Raw genomic sequence first — 15,827 nt, 5'->3', positions numbered from 1 at the left:
GGATGCGGGAGTGACGCGCACGGTCCGAGAGGGCACCGCGGAGGGCGGCGACCTTCATCTTCTTGGGGGCACGGCCGGCTCACTGCCGGCCGTGGGCGCCCTCGGTGCACCGCCGCAGGCTCAGTCCCTGGCGCGCACCACCAATCGGTAGACGGCCAGCAGGATCAGGGAGCCGACGATAGCGGCGATCCATGTGGAGATCTCGAAGAAGCCGTCAATGGAGTCGACACCGAAAATGACCTTGCCGAGCCATCCGCCCAGAACTCCGCCGGCAATGCCGATGAGGGGCGTGACGATGCACCCGCCGGGGTCGCGGCCCGGCATCAGGAACTTCGCGATGATTCCGGCGATGAGTCCCATCAGAATCCAGCCGATGATGCCCATGACGCGCCTCTTCTCGCAATAAAGACTTGCACAGGGGTTCTGCCCGCCTGCCGCATTCCAAACCCCGGGACCACGCCGGTTGGGCGCTCCCGACGGCCGGGGCCGGGCGCCGTTCCGGGCGGGCTGCGTCGCTCGGTCAGCGGGCCGCCAGTACGTCCAGCTCGGATTGGAAGAGCAGGGCGGGATCGAACCCCACTCCGGCGAAATGGCCGCCCAGCTCCATGGACAGGACGCCGTGCATCCGGGACCAGAAGGAGACGGCCAGGTGCAGGGCCCCGGGCGGCGCGAGATGCCCGGCCGGGCCCGTCCAGTGGGCCTCCAGATGCGTCTCGAAAGGCGTCACGGGAGCATCCGCGGGCAATGCGGTGCAGGCATCGAGGAGGATCCCCATGATCTCCGCCGCGATGACGGACACATCGGCGGGAGTGCGATAGCCGGGAACGGGCGTGCCGTAGACGAGGAAGTACCGCTGCGGGTCGTCCAGAGCCCATGCGCGCAGCGCGTGGGCCAGGCCGGGAAGGCCGCCGTCTCCCCGCGCGGCAACCGCCCGGAACGTGCTGACCAGGCTCTGATATGCGTCACGGACGAGTTCGGCGAGCAATTCGTCGCGGCTCGTGAAATACCGGTAGAGCGCAGCCCCGCTCAAACCCATGTGCTTGGCGATCGCATTCAGGGAAACCGCTGACGCCCCTGCAACGGCGATCTGCTCCCACGCTCTGTCCTTGATCTCCGCGCGCACCTGCCGACGATATCGCTCGCGGGGGGTTGTCGCAGCGTCACCCATGACAGCCTCCTCCTCGCGAGTAATACCCTATCGCTCGCGAAGGGGAGGCTGTAGTTCCCGCTCCTCATCGAAACCGTCCCCGGGTTTCACTTCCGTTACGGGCTGCCGCCGACGCGAGATTCCCTCGCATCCCGCAAACGGGCCGAGCCGGTCTCCGTGGGGTCAGGGCTTGAAAGTGTCCTTGCCCTTCTCCTTCATCGCGCGGCCCTTGCCGCGGGCCTCCAGAGCCGCGCCCTTGGCGGCAGTGGTTTCGTTCCCAAGGGCATGCGCCGCCTTCCTGACAGCCTTCCCGATCACTTGCTCCGCCTTGGCCATCAATTTCTCGCTGGTACTCATGTCCGCACCCTTCCCGTATGCGTCCATGCGTCTACCCGCGGCCGCGGGAATCAGGCAGTCCCGGGAGCCGCACTCGCGCGGCGAACGGGTCCTCGCACGCAGGGTCGGCGCGTGAGGGCCGCCGTGGCGGGGAAGAGGCCGGTCAGGCGGGTGAGGCAGTGATGACAGGCACCAGGGACCCGGTGATCGCGGCGACGCTGTACGAGGCGACGCACTACGGGGGGACCGCTGTCACGGTCCCGCCCGACGAAGGGGACGAAGGCGGGGGAGCGGTGGTGTACTCGCTCGCCCGTCTCGGCCTGAGCGGGCTCGGATCCCTGCGGGCCCCGACCGTGCCCGCCGACCCCGAGGACCCGTTCCGGCAGGAACTGCACTGGGTCACCACCGTCACCGTGTGGGAATCGAAACCCGACCCGGGCGTCACCGGCGAGGGAGAACGGGGCAGGACCTGGCAGGAATACGGCGCGGACACCGCCGATCTCGGTTCCTGGGCCGCGAAGGCCGCGTACGTGCGCGTGGGGAAGCAGACCGCGGAAGACCAAGCGGATGCTTCCCTCCACCCGCCGGGAGCCACGCCCCACCCGATCGTGATCGTGATCGTGGAGTGAAGCCGGCGCGGGGGCGCGGGAGGAGGGGGCGAGCGAGCCTTACGGGTCGATGCCCGCGGACGCGGCATAGTGAGAGCGTGAGCACCCAGCGTGATGGCGCACCGGGCGAGTACGCCCCCACCCACAGCAGCTCGCCGGCGCCGGAGGGCGGGGGCGACGAGGAGGCGCAGGTCATTGTCGTGGGGGCGGGACCGGCCGGTTCCGCCGCCGCCGTGCACCTGGCGCGGGCGGGGCTGGACGTACTGCTCCTGGAGAAGAGCGGCTTCCCCCGCGAAAAGGTGTGCGGCGACGGACTGACACCGCGTGCGGTGGCCCACCTGGTGCGGATGGGGGTGGACATCAGCGCTCCGGGCTGGATGCGCAACCGCGGCATGCGGTGGGTGTGCGACGGCAACCAGGTGGAGCTGGACTGGCCGCGCCTGGGCAGCCTCCCCGACTTCGGGCTCACGCGCAGCCGGCACGACTTCGACCACCTGCTGGTGGCGCACGCCCAAACCGCCGGCGCGCGGCTGCGCACCGAGGTGAAGGTGACGGCCCCGTTGACCGACCGGGCGGGACACATCACGGGAGTGAGCGCCTCCCGGGGGCCGGACCGGGAGCCGGTCCGCTACCGGGCGCCGCTCGTCGTCGCGGCCGACGGTGCCTCCGCGCGGACCGCCATGGCCCTGGGGCTCGTACGGGACGCCAGCCGGCCGGTCGCGGCAGCGGCCCGCCGCTACTACCGCAGCGAGGCCCGCACGGACGACCCGTACCTGGAACTGTGGGCGGACCTGCGCTGCCCGCGCTCGGGATTGGACCTGCCCGGGTACGGCTGGGTGTTCCCGCTCGGGGACGGGAGGGTCAACGTGGGCCTCGGCGCCCTGCCGCGGCGGCGCCCCGTGGATCTGCGGGCGGCCCTGGACCACTGGCTGCCCCGCCTGCCCGCGGAGTGGGGGATCGAGGAGGAGAACGCCGTCTCGCCGCTGCGCAGCGCCCCGCTGCCGATGGGGTTGAACCGCCGCCCGCAGTACCGCCGGGGACTGGTGCTGGTCGGGGACAGCGCGGGCATGGTCAGCCCGTGGAGCGGCGAAGGCATCGCCCAGGCGATGGAAGCCGCCGAGGTGGCCGCGGAGACCATCGCCCTGGGCCTGGCACGGCCGTCCGGGCCGCGACGGGAGCACGCGCTGCACCAGTACCCGGCCGAGATCCGGCGCCGTTGGGGGCGCTACTACCGGCTGGGCAATCTCGCGGGTGACCTCGTCTTCGCCCGGTACGGGTTCCGGCCGCTCCTCCATCCCCGCGTCATGGCCTCGCCACCCTTGCTGCGTGCCCTGGCCCGCCTGCTCACGCACGTCACCGCCGAACCGTCCCAGGACGGCATCGACGCCGTCCTGCACGCACTGATGCGCCTCGTGCCGGCCCCGCGGCGCTGACGGCACCGGGAACGGGCGGCGCGCACCGGCCGTGGGTGAGCGGAGCGGAAGCGCCCTATCCGGTAACGAGCGTCCAGGGTGCGCGGGGCAACACGGCGCGCAGGAAGCGCCGCAGGGCCAGTCGCACGCCCCACATCGTGGCCCGCGCACCCCACACCGCCAGTCGGCCCAACAAGCGGTGGACGAGGGATCGAGGCGTCCACCGCAGGGCCCGACGCCGCCATCTCCTCCTGCGCAGCTGCCGTTTCAAGGCCTTCACGAGTGTCTCCGAGTATCTACTGCCCCTGCCCCTCCTGCCCGCCACGCGCCGGGGTATGCCGGGACCGCGCCCCCACGGCCCGCTCGGTCGCCCCCGCTGACCTGCCGTTCTCCCGCTGCCGCGGCCGCCGGGACCGTCCCGCCCGTGTGCGGTCGGCCGGCACCCCGCTGAAGGCCCCGCAGCCCGTCCGGCAGAGCGCCGAGCGCGCTCATGCGTGTGCTTCGTCGTGGCCGAAGTGTCGAATACCGCCCGCACCGCGTCACCCGGCTCCGCCAGGGGAATGCGGGCAGGTATGCCGGAAATGATCAGTGGCCTCGCCGCCCGTATCGCTCACCGCCGCCGCGAGCCCGTCGCGGTCCAGGCCCTGCGGTCCACCGCGGCGGCCGTCCTCAGCTACGTCGTCGCGCTCCGCCTCAGCAGCGAGCCCAACCCGCTGACCGCACCGCTGACCGCCCTGCTCGTCGTCCAGGTCACCCTCTACTCGACGTTGACCACCAGCATCCGCAGGGTGAACTCCGTCGTCGTCGGCGTCCTGATCGCGATCGGCTTCAGCGTGCTGGTGGGCCTCACCTGGTGGAGCCTCGGCCTGCTCATCCTGGCTTCACTGGTGGTGGGGCACCTGGTCCGGGTCGACGAGTTCGTCCCCGAGGTCGCGATCAGCGCGATGCTCGTCCTCGGCGTCACCCAGGTCGCGGACACCGCCTGGGACCGGGTCCTGGAGACGCTCATCGGCGCGGCGGTCGGACTGCTGGTCAACCTGCTCGTCGCACCGCCCGTCTGGGTCGGCCCGGCAGGGGCCGCGATCACCGACCTCGCCACGCGCATGAGCCGGCTCCTGAACCACCTCGGCGAGGAATCCCTCGGAACCGGCAAGGTGGAGCAGGCCGCGGCCCGGCTGCACGAGGCACGGCGGCTCGACAACGACATCGCGCAGGTCGACGCGGCCCTGCGGCAGGCCGAGGACAGCCTCCGCTTCAATCCGCGGGTCAAGGAGGGACTGCTCTTCCGGCTGGTGCTGCGGACGGGCCTGGACACCCTGGAGATCTGTGCGGTCGTCCTGCGCGTGGCCTGCCGGACGCTGACGGACCTGGCCAGGGCGCGCCCCGACGGCCCGCTCTTCGCACCGCAGACCACGGTCGCGCTGCGGCAGGTCCTCATGCACACCGCCATCGCCGTGGAGAGCTTCGCGCAGCTGATCACCGCGCAGGTCAGCGCCAACGCGGAAGAGGCCGAGGCCCGCCTGACGGGGGAGCTGGCCGTGGCCCGGGCCAACCGCGACCGGCTCGCGGACCTGCTGCTCGCCGACGTCGGCGAGGACCCGGCCCAGTGGCAGTTGCACGGCGCCCTGCTCGCGGAGATCGACCGGGTCCTCGACGAACTGGGCGTGGACAAGCGGTCCCAGCGCCTGCTGGAGGAACTGGACCACCACACCCGCAGCCGGCGCACCGGCCGCCTGCGCGGGCGCCTGCGCCGCCGCCGCTCCGACCGTGAGCGGCCGTCCGCGTAAGACCGCGTAAGACCGCGTAAGACCCCCCGGCGTGGCCGGGGACGCGCAAGGCGCGGAGGGGGCCGGCCGCTTCGGCCGGGTCACCGATCCCGACGGCAACCGGGCCGAACCGCGGCGGCCGGCCTGACCGTCTCGCCCCGGCCGTACGGCCGTGCCCCGTTCAGGTCGTCGCGCGGCCGTCGACGGGGACGCCCAGGTGCGCGGCCAGTGCGGTGAGGGTCGTCCCCAGGGGGAGGGCGACCCGGGTGACGGCGTGCCGGTCGCCGCGGGTCGGATCGCGATTGACGATCAACACGGGCTTGCCGGCCTGCGCCGCCTGCCGGACGAACCGGAGCCCGGACATCACCGTCAACGAGGAGCCAAGGACCAGCAGCGAGGTCGCCCCGCCGACCAGCGCACGGCAGTGCTCGACCCGCCGCGGCGGAACGGCTTCGCCGAAGAACACCACGTCCGGCTTGAGGATGCCGCCACACTCCGAGCAGGGCACCACGCGGAAGTCCCCGACCTGCTCGTCGGTGAGATCGGCGTCACCGTCCGGGTTGAGGCCCGCGGCCACCGGTTCGAAGCCCGCATTGGCCTCTTCCAGCCGACGGGCGAGCTCACGACGCGGACTGACGGCGCCGCAGGCCAGGCAGACGACCCGGCCGAGGCTCCCGTGCAGTTCCACCACGCCCTCGCTGCCGGCGGCCTGGTGCAGGCCGTCCACGTTCTGGGTGATCACACCCGAGAGCAGCCCGTGCCGCCCGAACGCCGCCACGGCGCCGTGCCCGGCATTGGGCCGGGCGCGGCCGAACGTGCGCCAGCCGAGGTGACTGCGCGCCCAGTACCGGCGCCGGGCCCGGGCACTGGCCGTGAACTCCTGGTAGGTCATCGGGGTGTGCCGGCTCAGGCTCCCGCCCTCACCCCGGTAGTCGGGGATGCCGGACTCCGTGGACATGCCCGCCCCGCTGAGCACCAGCACACCGCCGGTCCTCAGCGCATCGGCGATCGGCCCCGGATCCGTGGTACCGGGCCGCAGGTCCTCGGTGGGGGTCCAGCTCAGAGTGGGGCGCATGCGCATGCCGCCAGCGTACGGAACGGGAAGGACACCGGCACGGGCTGGGACCAGGCCCCCACCCGCCGCCGCCCGGCTGGAGGGCCCGGCGGGGCCGCGTCAACACCATGATCCGCTGCTCACCCTCCGATCCGGCGAATCCCGCTGCGCGGGCGCGACGGGGCGGTACCCGTCCGGCGCCCCCGGGAATCGGGCCCGAAAGGGGCCTTCAGCGGGGGCTGTCCGAGGTCCGGGGCCCGTGGCCGCATGTCGTTCGACCTCCCGCGTGCGCGAAGTGGCCCGTTTTCGATGCCAGCATGCCTGGCGAAAAGGGCGCAACGCGGTGAAACCGCACGGCGATGAGAGGGAGGCCCGTGACGCCTCAAAGGGTCGATGAAGCAGCTCAGCCCATTCCGGGGCAGTCCAGGCCGCCCGTTGACACGCTCGGCGGCGCCACCGTCACCACCGCCGCCGGGCCCGCGGCGCCGGGACCCGAGGCGGAGCTCCTGCGCGCCGCGTCAGTGCTGCTGGCGGACGCCGCCCTCACCGCGAAGCGGGCGGGTGGCGAGCTGACCGGGGCGTTGAGCAGTTGGCGGTTCGGGCTGGCCGCCCTGCGCAGTCCCGGATGGGCGCTCGGAACGGCGGTGTCCTGCGCGAAGGCGCTCACCAACCCGTCGGGGCTCGGGTTCGGCCCGAACGGCGGACTTGTCGGGGAACTGGCCCGGATGGCCGGGAGCATGACCTACCGCCGCCCCGCCGCGGTGACCATGGCGGTGGACGCCTTCGCCCTGCGGATCGAGGCAGCGGCGGTCGAGCATCCGAACCTCGACTCGCCCCTGGCGCGACGGCTCACCGACGCCATGGTGGAGGGGAACCGGTGGGAGGCGCTGAAGGCGCTGCACGCACTGGTCGAGCGGCTGGGCGTGACCCGCGCCCTGACGACCGTCAGCCCCGTGATCATGGAGTTGTTGGCGCTGCTGGGGCTGCTCGACGAAAATCCGGTCAACGACAGCTTTTCCTGGGTGACGCTCGGCGGCGGCGTACCGGACACGGATCCCTTCTTCGGGCTGCCCAGTTCGGTGCTCCGCTACCTCAACCCCGGCCCCGGCCGCGCAGAGCGGGTCGAGCCGGACGCCATCCTGGCGAAGGTCCTGGGGACGTCCCGCAACGACATCGTCAGCTACATCAACGACATCGGCGCGCTCGGCAACCACGGGCTGGCGCTGCTGCGGCGCGTCGAATGCGCCGACGGCCAGGTCAGGTACGTACTGCTGCTGCCCGGTACGAGCTTCGTCCTGCCGAGCAACAGCACCCCGCAGGACCTGATCGGCGCCTTCGACGGGTGCCTGCGCTCCGACACGACCTACACGCGCGCCGCGCGGAAGCTACTGCGGCGGGCGGGGCTGCCGGCCGGGTCGGAGCTGATGCTCGTCGGGCACAGCCTGGGCGGGCTGACGGCGATGAACCTGGCGATGGACGTGGAGCTGGCGTCCACCTACCGGATCACCCACGTGGTCACGCTCGGCTCTCCCATCGACAACAAGCGCCCGGCCGACCACACCACCCAGGTGATCAGCCTGGTCAACAAGCACGACGTGATCCCGATGCTCGACGGGCGCGGGCCCGCCTCCCCCAACGACATCCCCGCCCACTGGGTCGAACTGACCTGGCTGGACGAGTCCTACGACTACCCCCTCTCGCACGCGCCGCAGGCGTACTCCGACACCCTCCGCGGGGACATGGCGCACCACCGGGACCGGGTGAACGAACTGATCAAGATCTACGACGGTGACGTCGTCGAGAACCAGCCGTACATGCTCCGCGACAAGTGACCACGAGGGAGACCGACCGATGACCGAAGCCCACGGCACGGCCACGACGGCGTCGCGGCCCGAAACGGCCTGGCCGCTGGAAAACGTCCTGTTCAGCACCGCACTGGTGGCCCAGCGCCTGCCATGGGCGGACCTGCCCGCCCGCGCGCTCGGTCTGGACGCACTCACCCGCGAAGGACTGACACGCCGCCTGGTGGCCCACCTGCGCGGCGGGCGGGACGGGCGCCCGGTGCGGCTGCGCACGCCCTTCGGCACCTTCCTCGTGCCGCTGACGCGGGCGGACGCCGAAAGCCTGCTGACCGGGGCCGACGGCGCGGGGGCGCTGGGAACCGCCTCCGGTCTCGCCGCCGACGGGAGCCGGTACGCACTGTCCCCGCACGCGGCGCCAACGGGCGCGTGGGACGTCCTGACGCAGGACGAACGCGACGGGCTCAGCGCCCGCGTGTCCCAGCACCTGGTTCGGGTGAGCGGAGCCCGGCGGGAGGACGGAACCCTGGACCGGGACCACTGGCAGGCCACCATGCTGCGGCTGAGCCGGCACGTCGTGCTGGGGGCCTGCGCCATCGACGACACCCTGCTGAGCGAACTGGTCACGGCGGCGGACGCGGGCGTGGGCGCCGCGGCCGGTCGTACGGACGAGGCACGGGCGGCGGCTGTACGCTGGCGCCTGGCACCGTACGTGGCAGACCCCGAGCCCGGCTCGCTGACCGCTCGGCTGGCGGCCCGGGGCGAGGGCGCCCCGGAGACGTACCTGTCCGTCGCGCATGCGCTGGCCCTGGTATCGACGGCCGTCGGCACGTCGGCGCTCCACGCCCTGGCCCTGCTCGGTGCAGGTGCCGTCGCCTCCGGACCGGATACGGGGGCGAGTACAGGCGGGGCGGGCGCCGTGACGCCGGCCGACGGGGCCGTGGAGCTGGCCCTGGACCGGTATCCGCCGCTGCCCGCCGTCGTGTACCCGGTCCGTGCGCCGCTCGAAGCCCATGGCACGGCCGTCGGAGCCGGTGAGGACATCCTCTACCTCCCGTCGCTGCTGGGACCGCGCGCGGACGGCGGGCGTACGGATCCGGCATGGTCGCTGTGCGCGAACCCGTCGGGCTGCGCCGCCGCACGGTTCGCCGCGCTGGTCTGCCGGGAAGTCGTCCGCGGGATCGCGGCCGACGTGCGCCCCGTGCTCCTCGCTCCGCGGATCACCGGGGACCGGCTGCCGGACACCCTCGATCACCGGACCCTGGTCCTGGCCCTCGCCCCGTCCCCAGGCAGCGGGGGCACGCCGGACGGGTCGCGTGCGCCGTCGGTGGCCGATCCGTCGACGGCCGCGCCGTTGTCCGGGTACGGCGCGCGGGCGCACGGCGGCGCCGACCGGCTGGAACGGCACGCCGAGAGCCTCTCCGCCTGCGCCGCCGACACCGGCTGGAACGGGAGCGAGGCCGGGGAACGCTTCCGCATGGTCCTGCTGGAGCACGCCGAGCGGTGCTCGAGGGCGGCCGCGGACGTACGGCGTGCCGCGAGGTGGCTGGCGGGCTGATCCCGGCAGGCGGGGGCCGCTCCCGCCCTGGCCTCGAACGAACGGATCACGCGGTTGTGTTCCGAACGGCCGTGATCAACAGACCTCACGGCCGTTGAACCGGCGGAGAGCCGTGGCGCCGACACCTGGTCGATTGACGTGCGATGTGAGAGGGAGGTCCGATCGTGAAGGACAGCGTGGCCGAGATGATCAAGGCGACCGGGGCGGAGCTGAGCTCCGTCAAGCGGTTGCTCGGCGAAGCCGGGGGCGTGGCGTGGGACCGCCTGCTCGACTGGCTCGTCGACGACTACTTCCGGGTGGTTGCGCTCGGTCTGGAGAACATCCCCGCCGAGGGTCCGGCCGTGATCGCCGTCAACCACTCCGGCGCCTGGGGTCTCGACGCGTTCGTACTGGACAAGGTCCTGGGCAGAGCCCTGGACCGGCGTGTCCGCTTCCTCGCGGCGCCGTTCGTGTTCCGCACCCCGATCCTGGGGCGGCACGCGCGCCGCAACGGTGCACTCCCCATCGGTCCGACGGCAGGCATCGACCACCTCAACGCGGGCCGGCTCGTCGGGGTGTACCCGGAGGGCATCGCCGGCCTGGAGAAACCCTTCACCGAGCGGTACCGCCTGCGGTCCTTCAGCCCCGGCTTCGCGGTGGCCGCCATCCGCTCGGGCGCCCCGGTCGTGCCCGTCGGGATCGTCGGCGCGGAAGAGGCCTGCCCGAAGCTCGGCGAGGTGCCGACCCTCGCCCGGATCCTCGGCGTGCCGTACTTCCCGGTCACCACGCCGTTCCCGCTGCCGTCCAACTGGACGATCACCATCGGGGAACCGATCCCGGCGCCGGCCCGTCCGGAGGGCCTGGCCGCCCGCCGGGACGCCGCCCGGACCCTCAGCGAGACCACGCGCACCGCCGTCCAGGAGCTGATCGACCGCGAGCTGGCGGAGCGGGAGAACCTCTTCGACTGACGCCCGCGACGACCTGGCCCAGCCCCGCCGGGCAGGGTCGGGCGGTCAGGCGCGGGCGTGGTCCGGGGTGGAGAGGATGCGTGTTCTCGGGGGGTCCTCGGTGAAGAGGGCCAGGAGGCCCGCGATGTCGCGGCCCGCTTCGGCCGGGTGGCGGAACGTGGCGCTGGGGGTGATGCGGTAGTGGTTGCGGCGGCCCACGCGGACCCGGGTGAGGTACCCGCCCTCCTCGAGGTCGGACACGATCGACTGGACCGTCCGCTCGGTCAGTACACAGGTGTCGGCGACGTCCCGCAGCCGAGCGCCCGGGTTGCGGGAGAGGGCCAGGAGGACGCGTGCGTGGCTGGTCAGGAACGTCCATGGCGCCCGGGGGAGTGTTTCGTCGCCCATGACTTCAGCCTGCCAAATCTTGGAGCGTATGTCCTATTTTCAGGTCATTCTTGACGTACGTCTGGTCGGTGCCATGCTGTTAGCAGCCGGCAAAGGCAGACGAGACGCAGAGGTGCGGAGAGGAGCGGAAGCGCCAGGTCGAGCGGAGAGGCAGACATGACCCAGACCATGGAGTGCGACCGCCAGGCCGGTGTGCCCGACGTGCAGATCAGTGTGACCCCGGGGCCGTGCGGATCCGCAGAGGTCACGGTCAGCGGCGAGGTCGACCTCCATACCGCCGGACATCTGCGCGAAGCGCTCGTGGCCGCCCTGACCATCTACCGGGGCGCCATCGCCGTGGACCTCCACGGCGTCGGCTTCTGTGACTGCGCCGGCCTCAACGCGCTCCTGGCCGCTCGCAGCATCGCCGACCAGACCCGCCGGCCCCTCCGTGTGACCACCGCCAGCCGCCCGGTCGGACGGCTCCTCGACGTCACCGGCACCCGCCCCACCCTCATGTGACCGCGCCCTTCGGAAGCATGTGATCCCCATGACCGCCTCAGTTCCCCTCGCCCGTGGTCCCGCCCCGGCCCCCCTCCCCGAGACGCCCGCCCCGCCCCAGGCCGTCTCGTGGGCGGTGGGCACGCTGATGGCGAGGATCCCCGCGCCGGCCCGTGTGGCCGAGCGGATCCTGTCCACCGCAGCCGCTCAGGCCCGCGTTCCCGTGACCGCGCTCGCCACGGCGATGGCGGCCCAGGCGCGCGGCACGCCCCTGCCCGCCGGCGCCGAACGGGCCCTTCGCCAGGCCGTCCAGGCGGCCCAGTCACCGGACAGCGCCCCCGCGCCCCCGGAGCCGCACCTGTTGCCGAGCCTCGACGACGCCGAGCAGGCCCTCGGGCGGTTCTTCGACGCCCGCCTGCGTCTGGCCGCCGCCCCCACCGACGGCGCCGCACGCCAGGCCCTGGAGGATTCCCTGTTCACGCTGTGCGTGCTCATGGCCCAGCCCTCGGCGCACGTGGCGGTACACGACGCGCTCCAGTACACGCAGGGCTGAGGCCCCCGCGCACTCTCGTCTGGCCGCGTAAAGATGCGGGGTGCCCGGGCCGCGCACAGCATGACGATGACACGACGGCATCGAGAAAGGGATGTGTCATGCCCAAAGGTTCCAGCCCCAAGCGCGAGCGTCAGTACGAGCACATCAAGGAGTCCGGTGAGCAGCGCGGTATGTCGCAGGACCGTGCGAAGGAGATGGCTTCCCGCACCGTGAACAAGGAGCGCGCGCGTTCGGGGGAGAGCAAGACGGCCGGCCGCAGCTCCACCCAGGGCAAGTCCGCCTCGCAGCGGGGCGGCGAGCGGTCGGGCGGGGGCGGCTCCTCGTCCGAGCGGACCAAGGACGAGCTGTACGAGGAGGCGAAGAAGCGCGGTATCGAAGGCCGCTCGACGATGACGAAGCAGCAGCTCAAGAACGCACTCGGCCGCTGAACTACCCCCAGCGCGGCATGGGGCCGCAGGCCGTGGCCGGTGCGGATCACGGGCTCCGCTGGTCGCGGGTGTCCTGGCGCAGCTGGTCGGCTCGACGGGTCATGGCGTCGATGCGGTCGGCGAGCTCGGCGTCCTCGGTCCGCAAATGGGGCCGCGTGTCGGTCAACGGCTTCACGAGGCGGGCCGCGTCGTCCTCGGCCAGGGCCAGGTTCAGCTCGCCGATGGCGCCCTGGGCGCTTTCGGGCAGGCCGGTGAGCGCGGTGACCTGGCCGGCGAGCCGGCGCAGCTCTGCGGCGCTGCCGCGGGCCCAGGCCCGGACGGTGCGGTCGGCCGCACGCGAGTCCCGGGTGGCCTGGACCCGCTGCTCGCCGGTGCTGCCGGCCGTGCCCGGACGCAGCCGCAGGTAGCGGCGCTCGGCGGCCTGCCGGCTGGCGACCCCCAGGGGGCCGGCGAGCTCGGCCCAGCTCGCACCCTGCTCGCGGGCCGTCTCGATCAGGACGCTCTCCCAGCCGGCCAGCTGCTCACGCACTTCGCGCAGCATGAGCAGGGCGGCCAGCGCGGGATCCGGACCCCCGTCCGGCACGGACGCCGCCGTGCCCTGCGGGGCCCCCGCAGGTGATCGCTGTGCGTCCCTCACGGCCCGGTCGATGGTCTCCAGCGCCGCGGCGGCCGCGAGGAAGCGGACCTGCGCGCTCTGTGGGACGGCCTCGCTCATGACTTTCTCCACTCTCTCCCGACGGACGTCGTCACTTCGTTGCCCTCTGCCGGTGTCACCCTCTGGATGACACCGTACTTGTCATCGGTTGGATGACATGTTACAACGGAAGCACGTTGAAGCGCATTGGCAGTTTCTGCCCGAACCAACTGGAGGTGTTTCGCGATGTTGATGCGCACCGACCCGTTCCGCGAGATGGACCGCATCGTCCAGCAGCTTTCCGGCACGTCGGGAACCTGGTCGAAGCCGTCCGTGATGCCGATGGACGCCTACCGCCAGGGCGACGAGTACGTGATCGCCTTCGACCTTCCCGGCGTCAGCACCGAGGCCATCGACATCGACGTCGAGCGGAACATGCTCACCGTGAAGGCCGAGCGGCGCCCCAACGGGAAGTCGGACGGCGTGCAGATGGAGCTCTCCGAGCGCCCCCTCGGCGTCTTCTCCCGCCAGATCATGCTGGCCGACACCCTCGACACCGAGCACATCGAAGCCGACTACGAGGCCGGTGTCCTCACCCTGCGCATCCCGATCGCCGAGCGGGCCAAGCCCCGCAAGATCAGCATTGGCGGCACCGGCGGCCGCAAGCAGATCGCCGGCTGAGCGACCTCCACGGCCGCGGCGGAGGACCGAGGATCCGACCGGTCCTCCCCGCCCCACTGCCAGCGGCGGAGGACCAGGCTCCGACCCCCCTCCGGCACGGTCCTCCGCCGCCCCTCACCGGACTCCCTTCCGGAGGTGACGTGATGCCGATGCGGCGGGAATCGTTCATGGCCCACGTGCAGGAACGCGGCGAGTACGGGACGCGTGAGGAAGCCGAGCGCGTGACCCGCGTCGTCCTGGCCCTGCTGGGCGCCCACCTGGTCGGCACGGTGCGGGCGCAGCTGGCGGCCCGGCTGCCCGACGCCTTTGCCCTGATCCTGCTCAACCCGCTGCAGGCCCAAGAGCCGCTCTCGCCCGAGCGGTTCGTCCGCGCGACCGCGGCCTGGATCGAAGGCGCCACGGAAAAGACCGCCCTGTGGGACATCGGCGCCGTCCTGTCCACCGTCGCCGCCGCTGCGGGCGACGCCCTCACCCAGGAGATCCTCCTCCAACTCCCTCCCGGCTACGACGTCCTCTTCGGCCACACCCAGCCCACCTGACCACTCCACGCACACCAAGACCCGGAGAGAAAGGCCAGCGCATCCTCATGTACGACCAGCCTCGACCGAACCCGGCCCGTCCCGCCATGACGTTCGACCAGATGCTGGAACGCGTCCGCTACGAAGGCGCCTACCCCACCCGCGAACGCGCCGAGGACGCCGTCCGTGCCGTCCTCGCGGCCCTCGGCCGGCAGCTGACCGGCGACGAACGCGTCGACCTCGCCCGCTGCCTGCCCGTGGAAGCGGCCCTCGTCCTGACCGCGTCCGTCCCCGACACCGAGCAGCTCACCGGCTGGGGGTTCATCAAGGACCTGGCCGCCCGCACCGGCGGTACCCCGGCCACCACCCGCTGGGACACCGGCGCCGTCCTCGCCGCCGTCGCCTCCCTGGCCGGACCGGACCTCCTCGCCCGCATCCTCCAACAGCTCCCGGACGGCTACGCACTCCTCTTCGGCCAGGCGCAGCTGCGCCGGCCCCAGCCCGCGGCCGCCTGACCGTCGGTGCCCTTCAGGAAGCGACGACGTACGCGACGTACGAACCGGGGCGGGTCCAAGTACGGCACGTGAAAGGTGGAACCCGCCCGCGTCGCTCTGACTCACTTGACCAGGAGGCCGCGGCTGCGCAGCACCCACCGCTCGATGGGGCTGAAGATCAGCAGGTCGATGGCGATGCCGACGACGAGGATCAGGATGATCGCGAGGAACACGCCGGGGAGGTCGATGTTGTTGCGGCCGTTCTCCAGGAGTTGGCCGAGACCCAGGCCGAGGTCGGGGGAGGAGGCGATGATCTCGGCGGCCATCAGGGAGCGCCAGGAGAAGGCCCAGCCCTGCTTGAGGCCGGCGAGGTAGCCGGGCAGGGCGGCGGGCATGACGATGTGGCGGGCGCCGAGGAGCCCGGTGGCGCCCAGGGTGCGGCCGGCCCGCAGGTAGAGCGGGGGGATCTGGTCGATGCCGGAGACCAGGCCGTTGGCGATGGACGGGACGGCGCCGAGCAGGATGACGGTGTACATCATGGCGTCGTTGAGGCCGAACCAGAGCACCGCCGGCGGCACCCAGGCCACCGAGGGCAGGGACTGCAGTCCCTGGAGGATGGGGCCGATCGCGGCGCGTACGAATGTGACGCGTGCGACGAGCAGGCCCAGCGGTGTGCCGATGGCCAGGGCGAGGAGGAAGCCGAACAGACCGCGGGAGACGCTGGTCCACACAACTTCGATCAGGGTGCCCTTGAGCCACATGTCGGCCAGGCTGTCCCACACTGCGGACAGTGCGGGCAGTTTGGTCGGTTCGGTGACCTTCGCCGCGACGAGGACCTGCCAGACGAGCAGGACCAGGCCGATGGCCAGGACCGGGGGCAGAGCCTTCTTGGTGAGGACCTCGCGCAGCGGGGTGCGGTGGGTCTGGACGGCGTCGAGTGCGTCCAGGCCGGCTTCCAGGCCGGCCAGGTCGTCGCCGCTCTTCGCCGTGACCTTCGGGGTGGTGTCAGTGCTGGCCATGGCGGC

Annotated in this window: 19 protein-coding genes and 1 pseudogene; 12 read left to right on the top strand and 8 right to left on the bottom strand. The window is 72.3% G+C overall.

Annotated features, from left to right (window positions below; all coding sequences use genetic code 11):
• From AB0D44_RS32690 to AB0D44_RS32675, 4 genes and pseudogenes are all read right to left on the bottom strand, one after another.
• Positions 1-79: pseudogene (locus AB0D44_RS32690) on the bottom strand (50S ribosomal protein L4); the annotation flags it as partial.
• Between the two features lie 41 nt (positions 80-120).
• Positions 121-384 (bottom strand): GlsB/YeaQ/YmgE family stress response membrane protein, encoded by a 264-nt coding sequence (locus AB0D44_RS32685; protein WP_362597988.1) that lies wholly within the window; start codon positions 382-384, stop codon positions 121-123.
• Positions 385-520: 136 nt separating this feature from the next.
• Positions 521-1,168: a TetR/AcrR family transcriptional regulator gene (locus AB0D44_RS32680; RefSeq protein ID WP_362597985.1), complete on the bottom strand. Its 648-nt coding sequence runs from the start codon at positions 1,166-1,168 to the stop codon at positions 521-523.
• A 162-nt stretch (positions 1,169-1,330) separates the two neighbouring features.
• Positions 1,331-1,504 (bottom strand): hypothetical protein, encoded by a 174-nt coding sequence (locus tag AB0D44_RS32675; RefSeq protein ID WP_362597982.1) that lies wholly within the window; start codon positions 1,502-1,504, stop codon positions 1,331-1,333.
• Between the two features lie 161 nt (positions 1,505-1,665).
• On the opposite strand from AB0D44_RS32675, the gene AB0D44_RS32670 reads away from it, so the two are divergent.
• The 3 genes from AB0D44_RS32670 (at position 1,666) to AB0D44_RS32660 (ending at position 5,290) form a co-directional block, all read left to right on the top strand.
• Positions 1,666-2,112, top strand: a complete 447-nt coding sequence (locus tag AB0D44_RS32670; RefSeq protein ID WP_362597979.1) for a hypothetical protein — start codon at positions 1,666-1,668, stop codon at positions 2,110-2,112.
• 173 nt (positions 2,113-2,285) lie between these two features.
• A complete protein-coding gene (locus tag AB0D44_RS32665) occupies positions 2,286-3,524 on the top strand; it encodes a geranylgeranyl reductase family protein (protein WP_362597994.1) in 1,239 nt (412 codons plus the stop codon).
• Positions 3,525-4,084: 560 nt separating this feature from the next.
• Positions 4,085-5,290: an aromatic acid exporter family protein gene (locus AB0D44_RS32660; RefSeq protein WP_362597976.1), complete on the top strand. Its 1,206-nt coding sequence runs from the start codon at positions 4,085-4,087 to the stop codon at positions 5,288-5,290.
• A gap of 160 nt (positions 5,291-5,450) precedes the next feature.
• Here the strand turns inward: AB0D44_RS32660 and AB0D44_RS32655 are convergent, their stop codons facing one another.
• Complete coding sequence (locus AB0D44_RS32655; protein ID WP_362597973.1) at positions 5,451-6,350, bottom strand: NAD-dependent protein deacetylase; 900 nt, start codon at positions 6,348-6,350, stop codon at positions 5,451-5,453.
• Positions 6,351-6,697: 347 nt separating this feature from the next.
• Here AB0D44_RS32655 and AB0D44_RS32650 point away from each other — a divergent pair, with 347 nt between their 5' ends.
• The 3 genes from AB0D44_RS32650 to AB0D44_RS32640 all read left to right on the top strand — a co-directional run bounded on the left by AB0D44_RS32650 (position 6,698) and on the right by AB0D44_RS32640 (position 10,627).
• Entirely contained in the window at positions 6,698-8,155 is a 1,458-nt protein-coding gene (locus AB0D44_RS32650) for a hypothetical protein (protein WP_362597971.1), read from the top strand.
• Between the two features lie 19 nt (positions 8,156-8,174).
• Entirely contained in the window at positions 8,175-9,680 is a 1,506-nt protein-coding gene (locus tag AB0D44_RS32645) for a hypothetical protein (protein WP_362597968.1), read from the top strand.
• A gap of 164 nt (positions 9,681-9,844) precedes the next feature.
• Positions 9,845-10,627: a lysophospholipid acyltransferase family protein gene (locus AB0D44_RS32640; protein WP_362597965.1), complete on the top strand. Its 783-nt coding sequence runs from the start codon at positions 9,845-9,847 to the stop codon at positions 10,625-10,627.
• A 45-nt stretch (positions 10,628-10,672) separates the two neighbouring features.
• On the opposite strand, the gene AB0D44_RS32635 is transcribed toward AB0D44_RS32640, so the two are convergent.
• The gene (locus AB0D44_RS32635) at positions 10,673-11,014 is read right to left on the bottom strand and encodes a MarR family winged helix-turn-helix transcriptional regulator (protein ID WP_362597962.1); all 342 of its coding nucleotides are present in this window, start codon (positions 11,012-11,014) and stop codon (positions 10,673-10,675) included.
• A gap of 156 nt (positions 11,015-11,170) precedes the next feature.
• Here AB0D44_RS32635 and AB0D44_RS32630 point away from each other — a divergent pair, with 156 nt between their 5' ends.
• The 3 genes from AB0D44_RS32630 to AB0D44_RS32620 all read left to right on the top strand — a co-directional run bounded on the left by AB0D44_RS32630 (position 11,171) and on the right by AB0D44_RS32620 (position 12,475).
• Positions 11,171-11,515 carry an STAS domain-containing protein gene (locus tag AB0D44_RS32630; RefSeq protein WP_362597959.1) on the top strand — a complete coding sequence of 115 codons (345 nt, stop codon included), beginning with the start codon at positions 11,171-11,173 and terminating at the stop codon, positions 11,513-11,515.
• Positions 11,516-11,543: 28 nt separating this feature from the next.
• Entirely contained in the window at positions 11,544-12,047 is a 504-nt protein-coding gene (locus AB0D44_RS32625) for a DUF5133 domain-containing protein (protein ID WP_362597956.1), read from the top strand.
• 98 nt (positions 12,048-12,145) lie between these two features.
• Complete coding sequence (locus AB0D44_RS32620; protein ID WP_362597954.1) at positions 12,146-12,475, top strand: plasmid stabilization protein; 330 nt, start codon at positions 12,146-12,148, stop codon at positions 12,473-12,475.
• 46 nt (positions 12,476-12,521) lie between these two features.
• Here the strand turns inward: AB0D44_RS32620 and AB0D44_RS32615 are convergent, their stop codons facing one another.
• Entirely contained in the window at positions 12,522-13,190 is a 669-nt protein-coding gene (locus AB0D44_RS32615) for an HSP18 transcriptional regulator (protein ID WP_362597951.1), read from the bottom strand.
• A 165-nt stretch (positions 13,191-13,355) separates the two neighbouring features.
• Between AB0D44_RS32615 and AB0D44_RS32610 the strand changes: the two genes are divergently transcribed.
• The 3 genes from AB0D44_RS32610 (at position 13,356) to AB0D44_RS32600 (ending at position 14,823) form a co-directional block, all read left to right on the top strand.
• Complete coding sequence (locus tag AB0D44_RS32610; protein WP_362597948.1) at positions 13,356-13,790, top strand: Hsp20/alpha crystallin family protein; 435 nt, start codon at positions 13,356-13,358, stop codon at positions 13,788-13,790.
• Positions 13,791-13,933: 143 nt separating this feature from the next.
• Positions 13,934-14,329 (top strand): DUF2267 domain-containing protein, encoded by a 396-nt coding sequence (locus AB0D44_RS32605; RefSeq protein ID WP_362597946.1) that lies wholly within the window; start codon positions 13,934-13,936, stop codon positions 14,327-14,329.
• 47 nt (positions 14,330-14,376) lie between these two features.
• On the top strand, positions 14,377-14,823 hold the full coding sequence (locus AB0D44_RS32600) for a DUF2267 domain-containing protein (RefSeq protein WP_362597944.1): 447 nt from the start codon (positions 14,377-14,379) through the stop codon (positions 14,821-14,823).
• A gap of 101 nt (positions 14,824-14,924) precedes the next feature.
• Here AB0D44_RS32600 and AB0D44_RS32595 read toward each other — a convergent pair whose 3' ends face one another.
• A complete protein-coding gene (locus AB0D44_RS32595; RefSeq protein ID WP_362597991.1) occupies positions 14,925-15,821 on the bottom strand; it encodes an ABC transporter permease in 897 nt (298 codons plus the stop codon).
• Positions 15,822-15,827 lie beyond the last annotated feature (6 nt).

The sequence above is a fragment of the Streptomyces sp. NPDC048349 genome, from assembly GCF_040651925.1.
Classification (GTDB): domain Bacteria; phylum Actinomycetota; class Actinomycetes; order Streptomycetales; family Streptomycetaceae; genus Streptomyces.
This window is presented reverse-complemented; position numbering and strand designations above follow the sequence as displayed.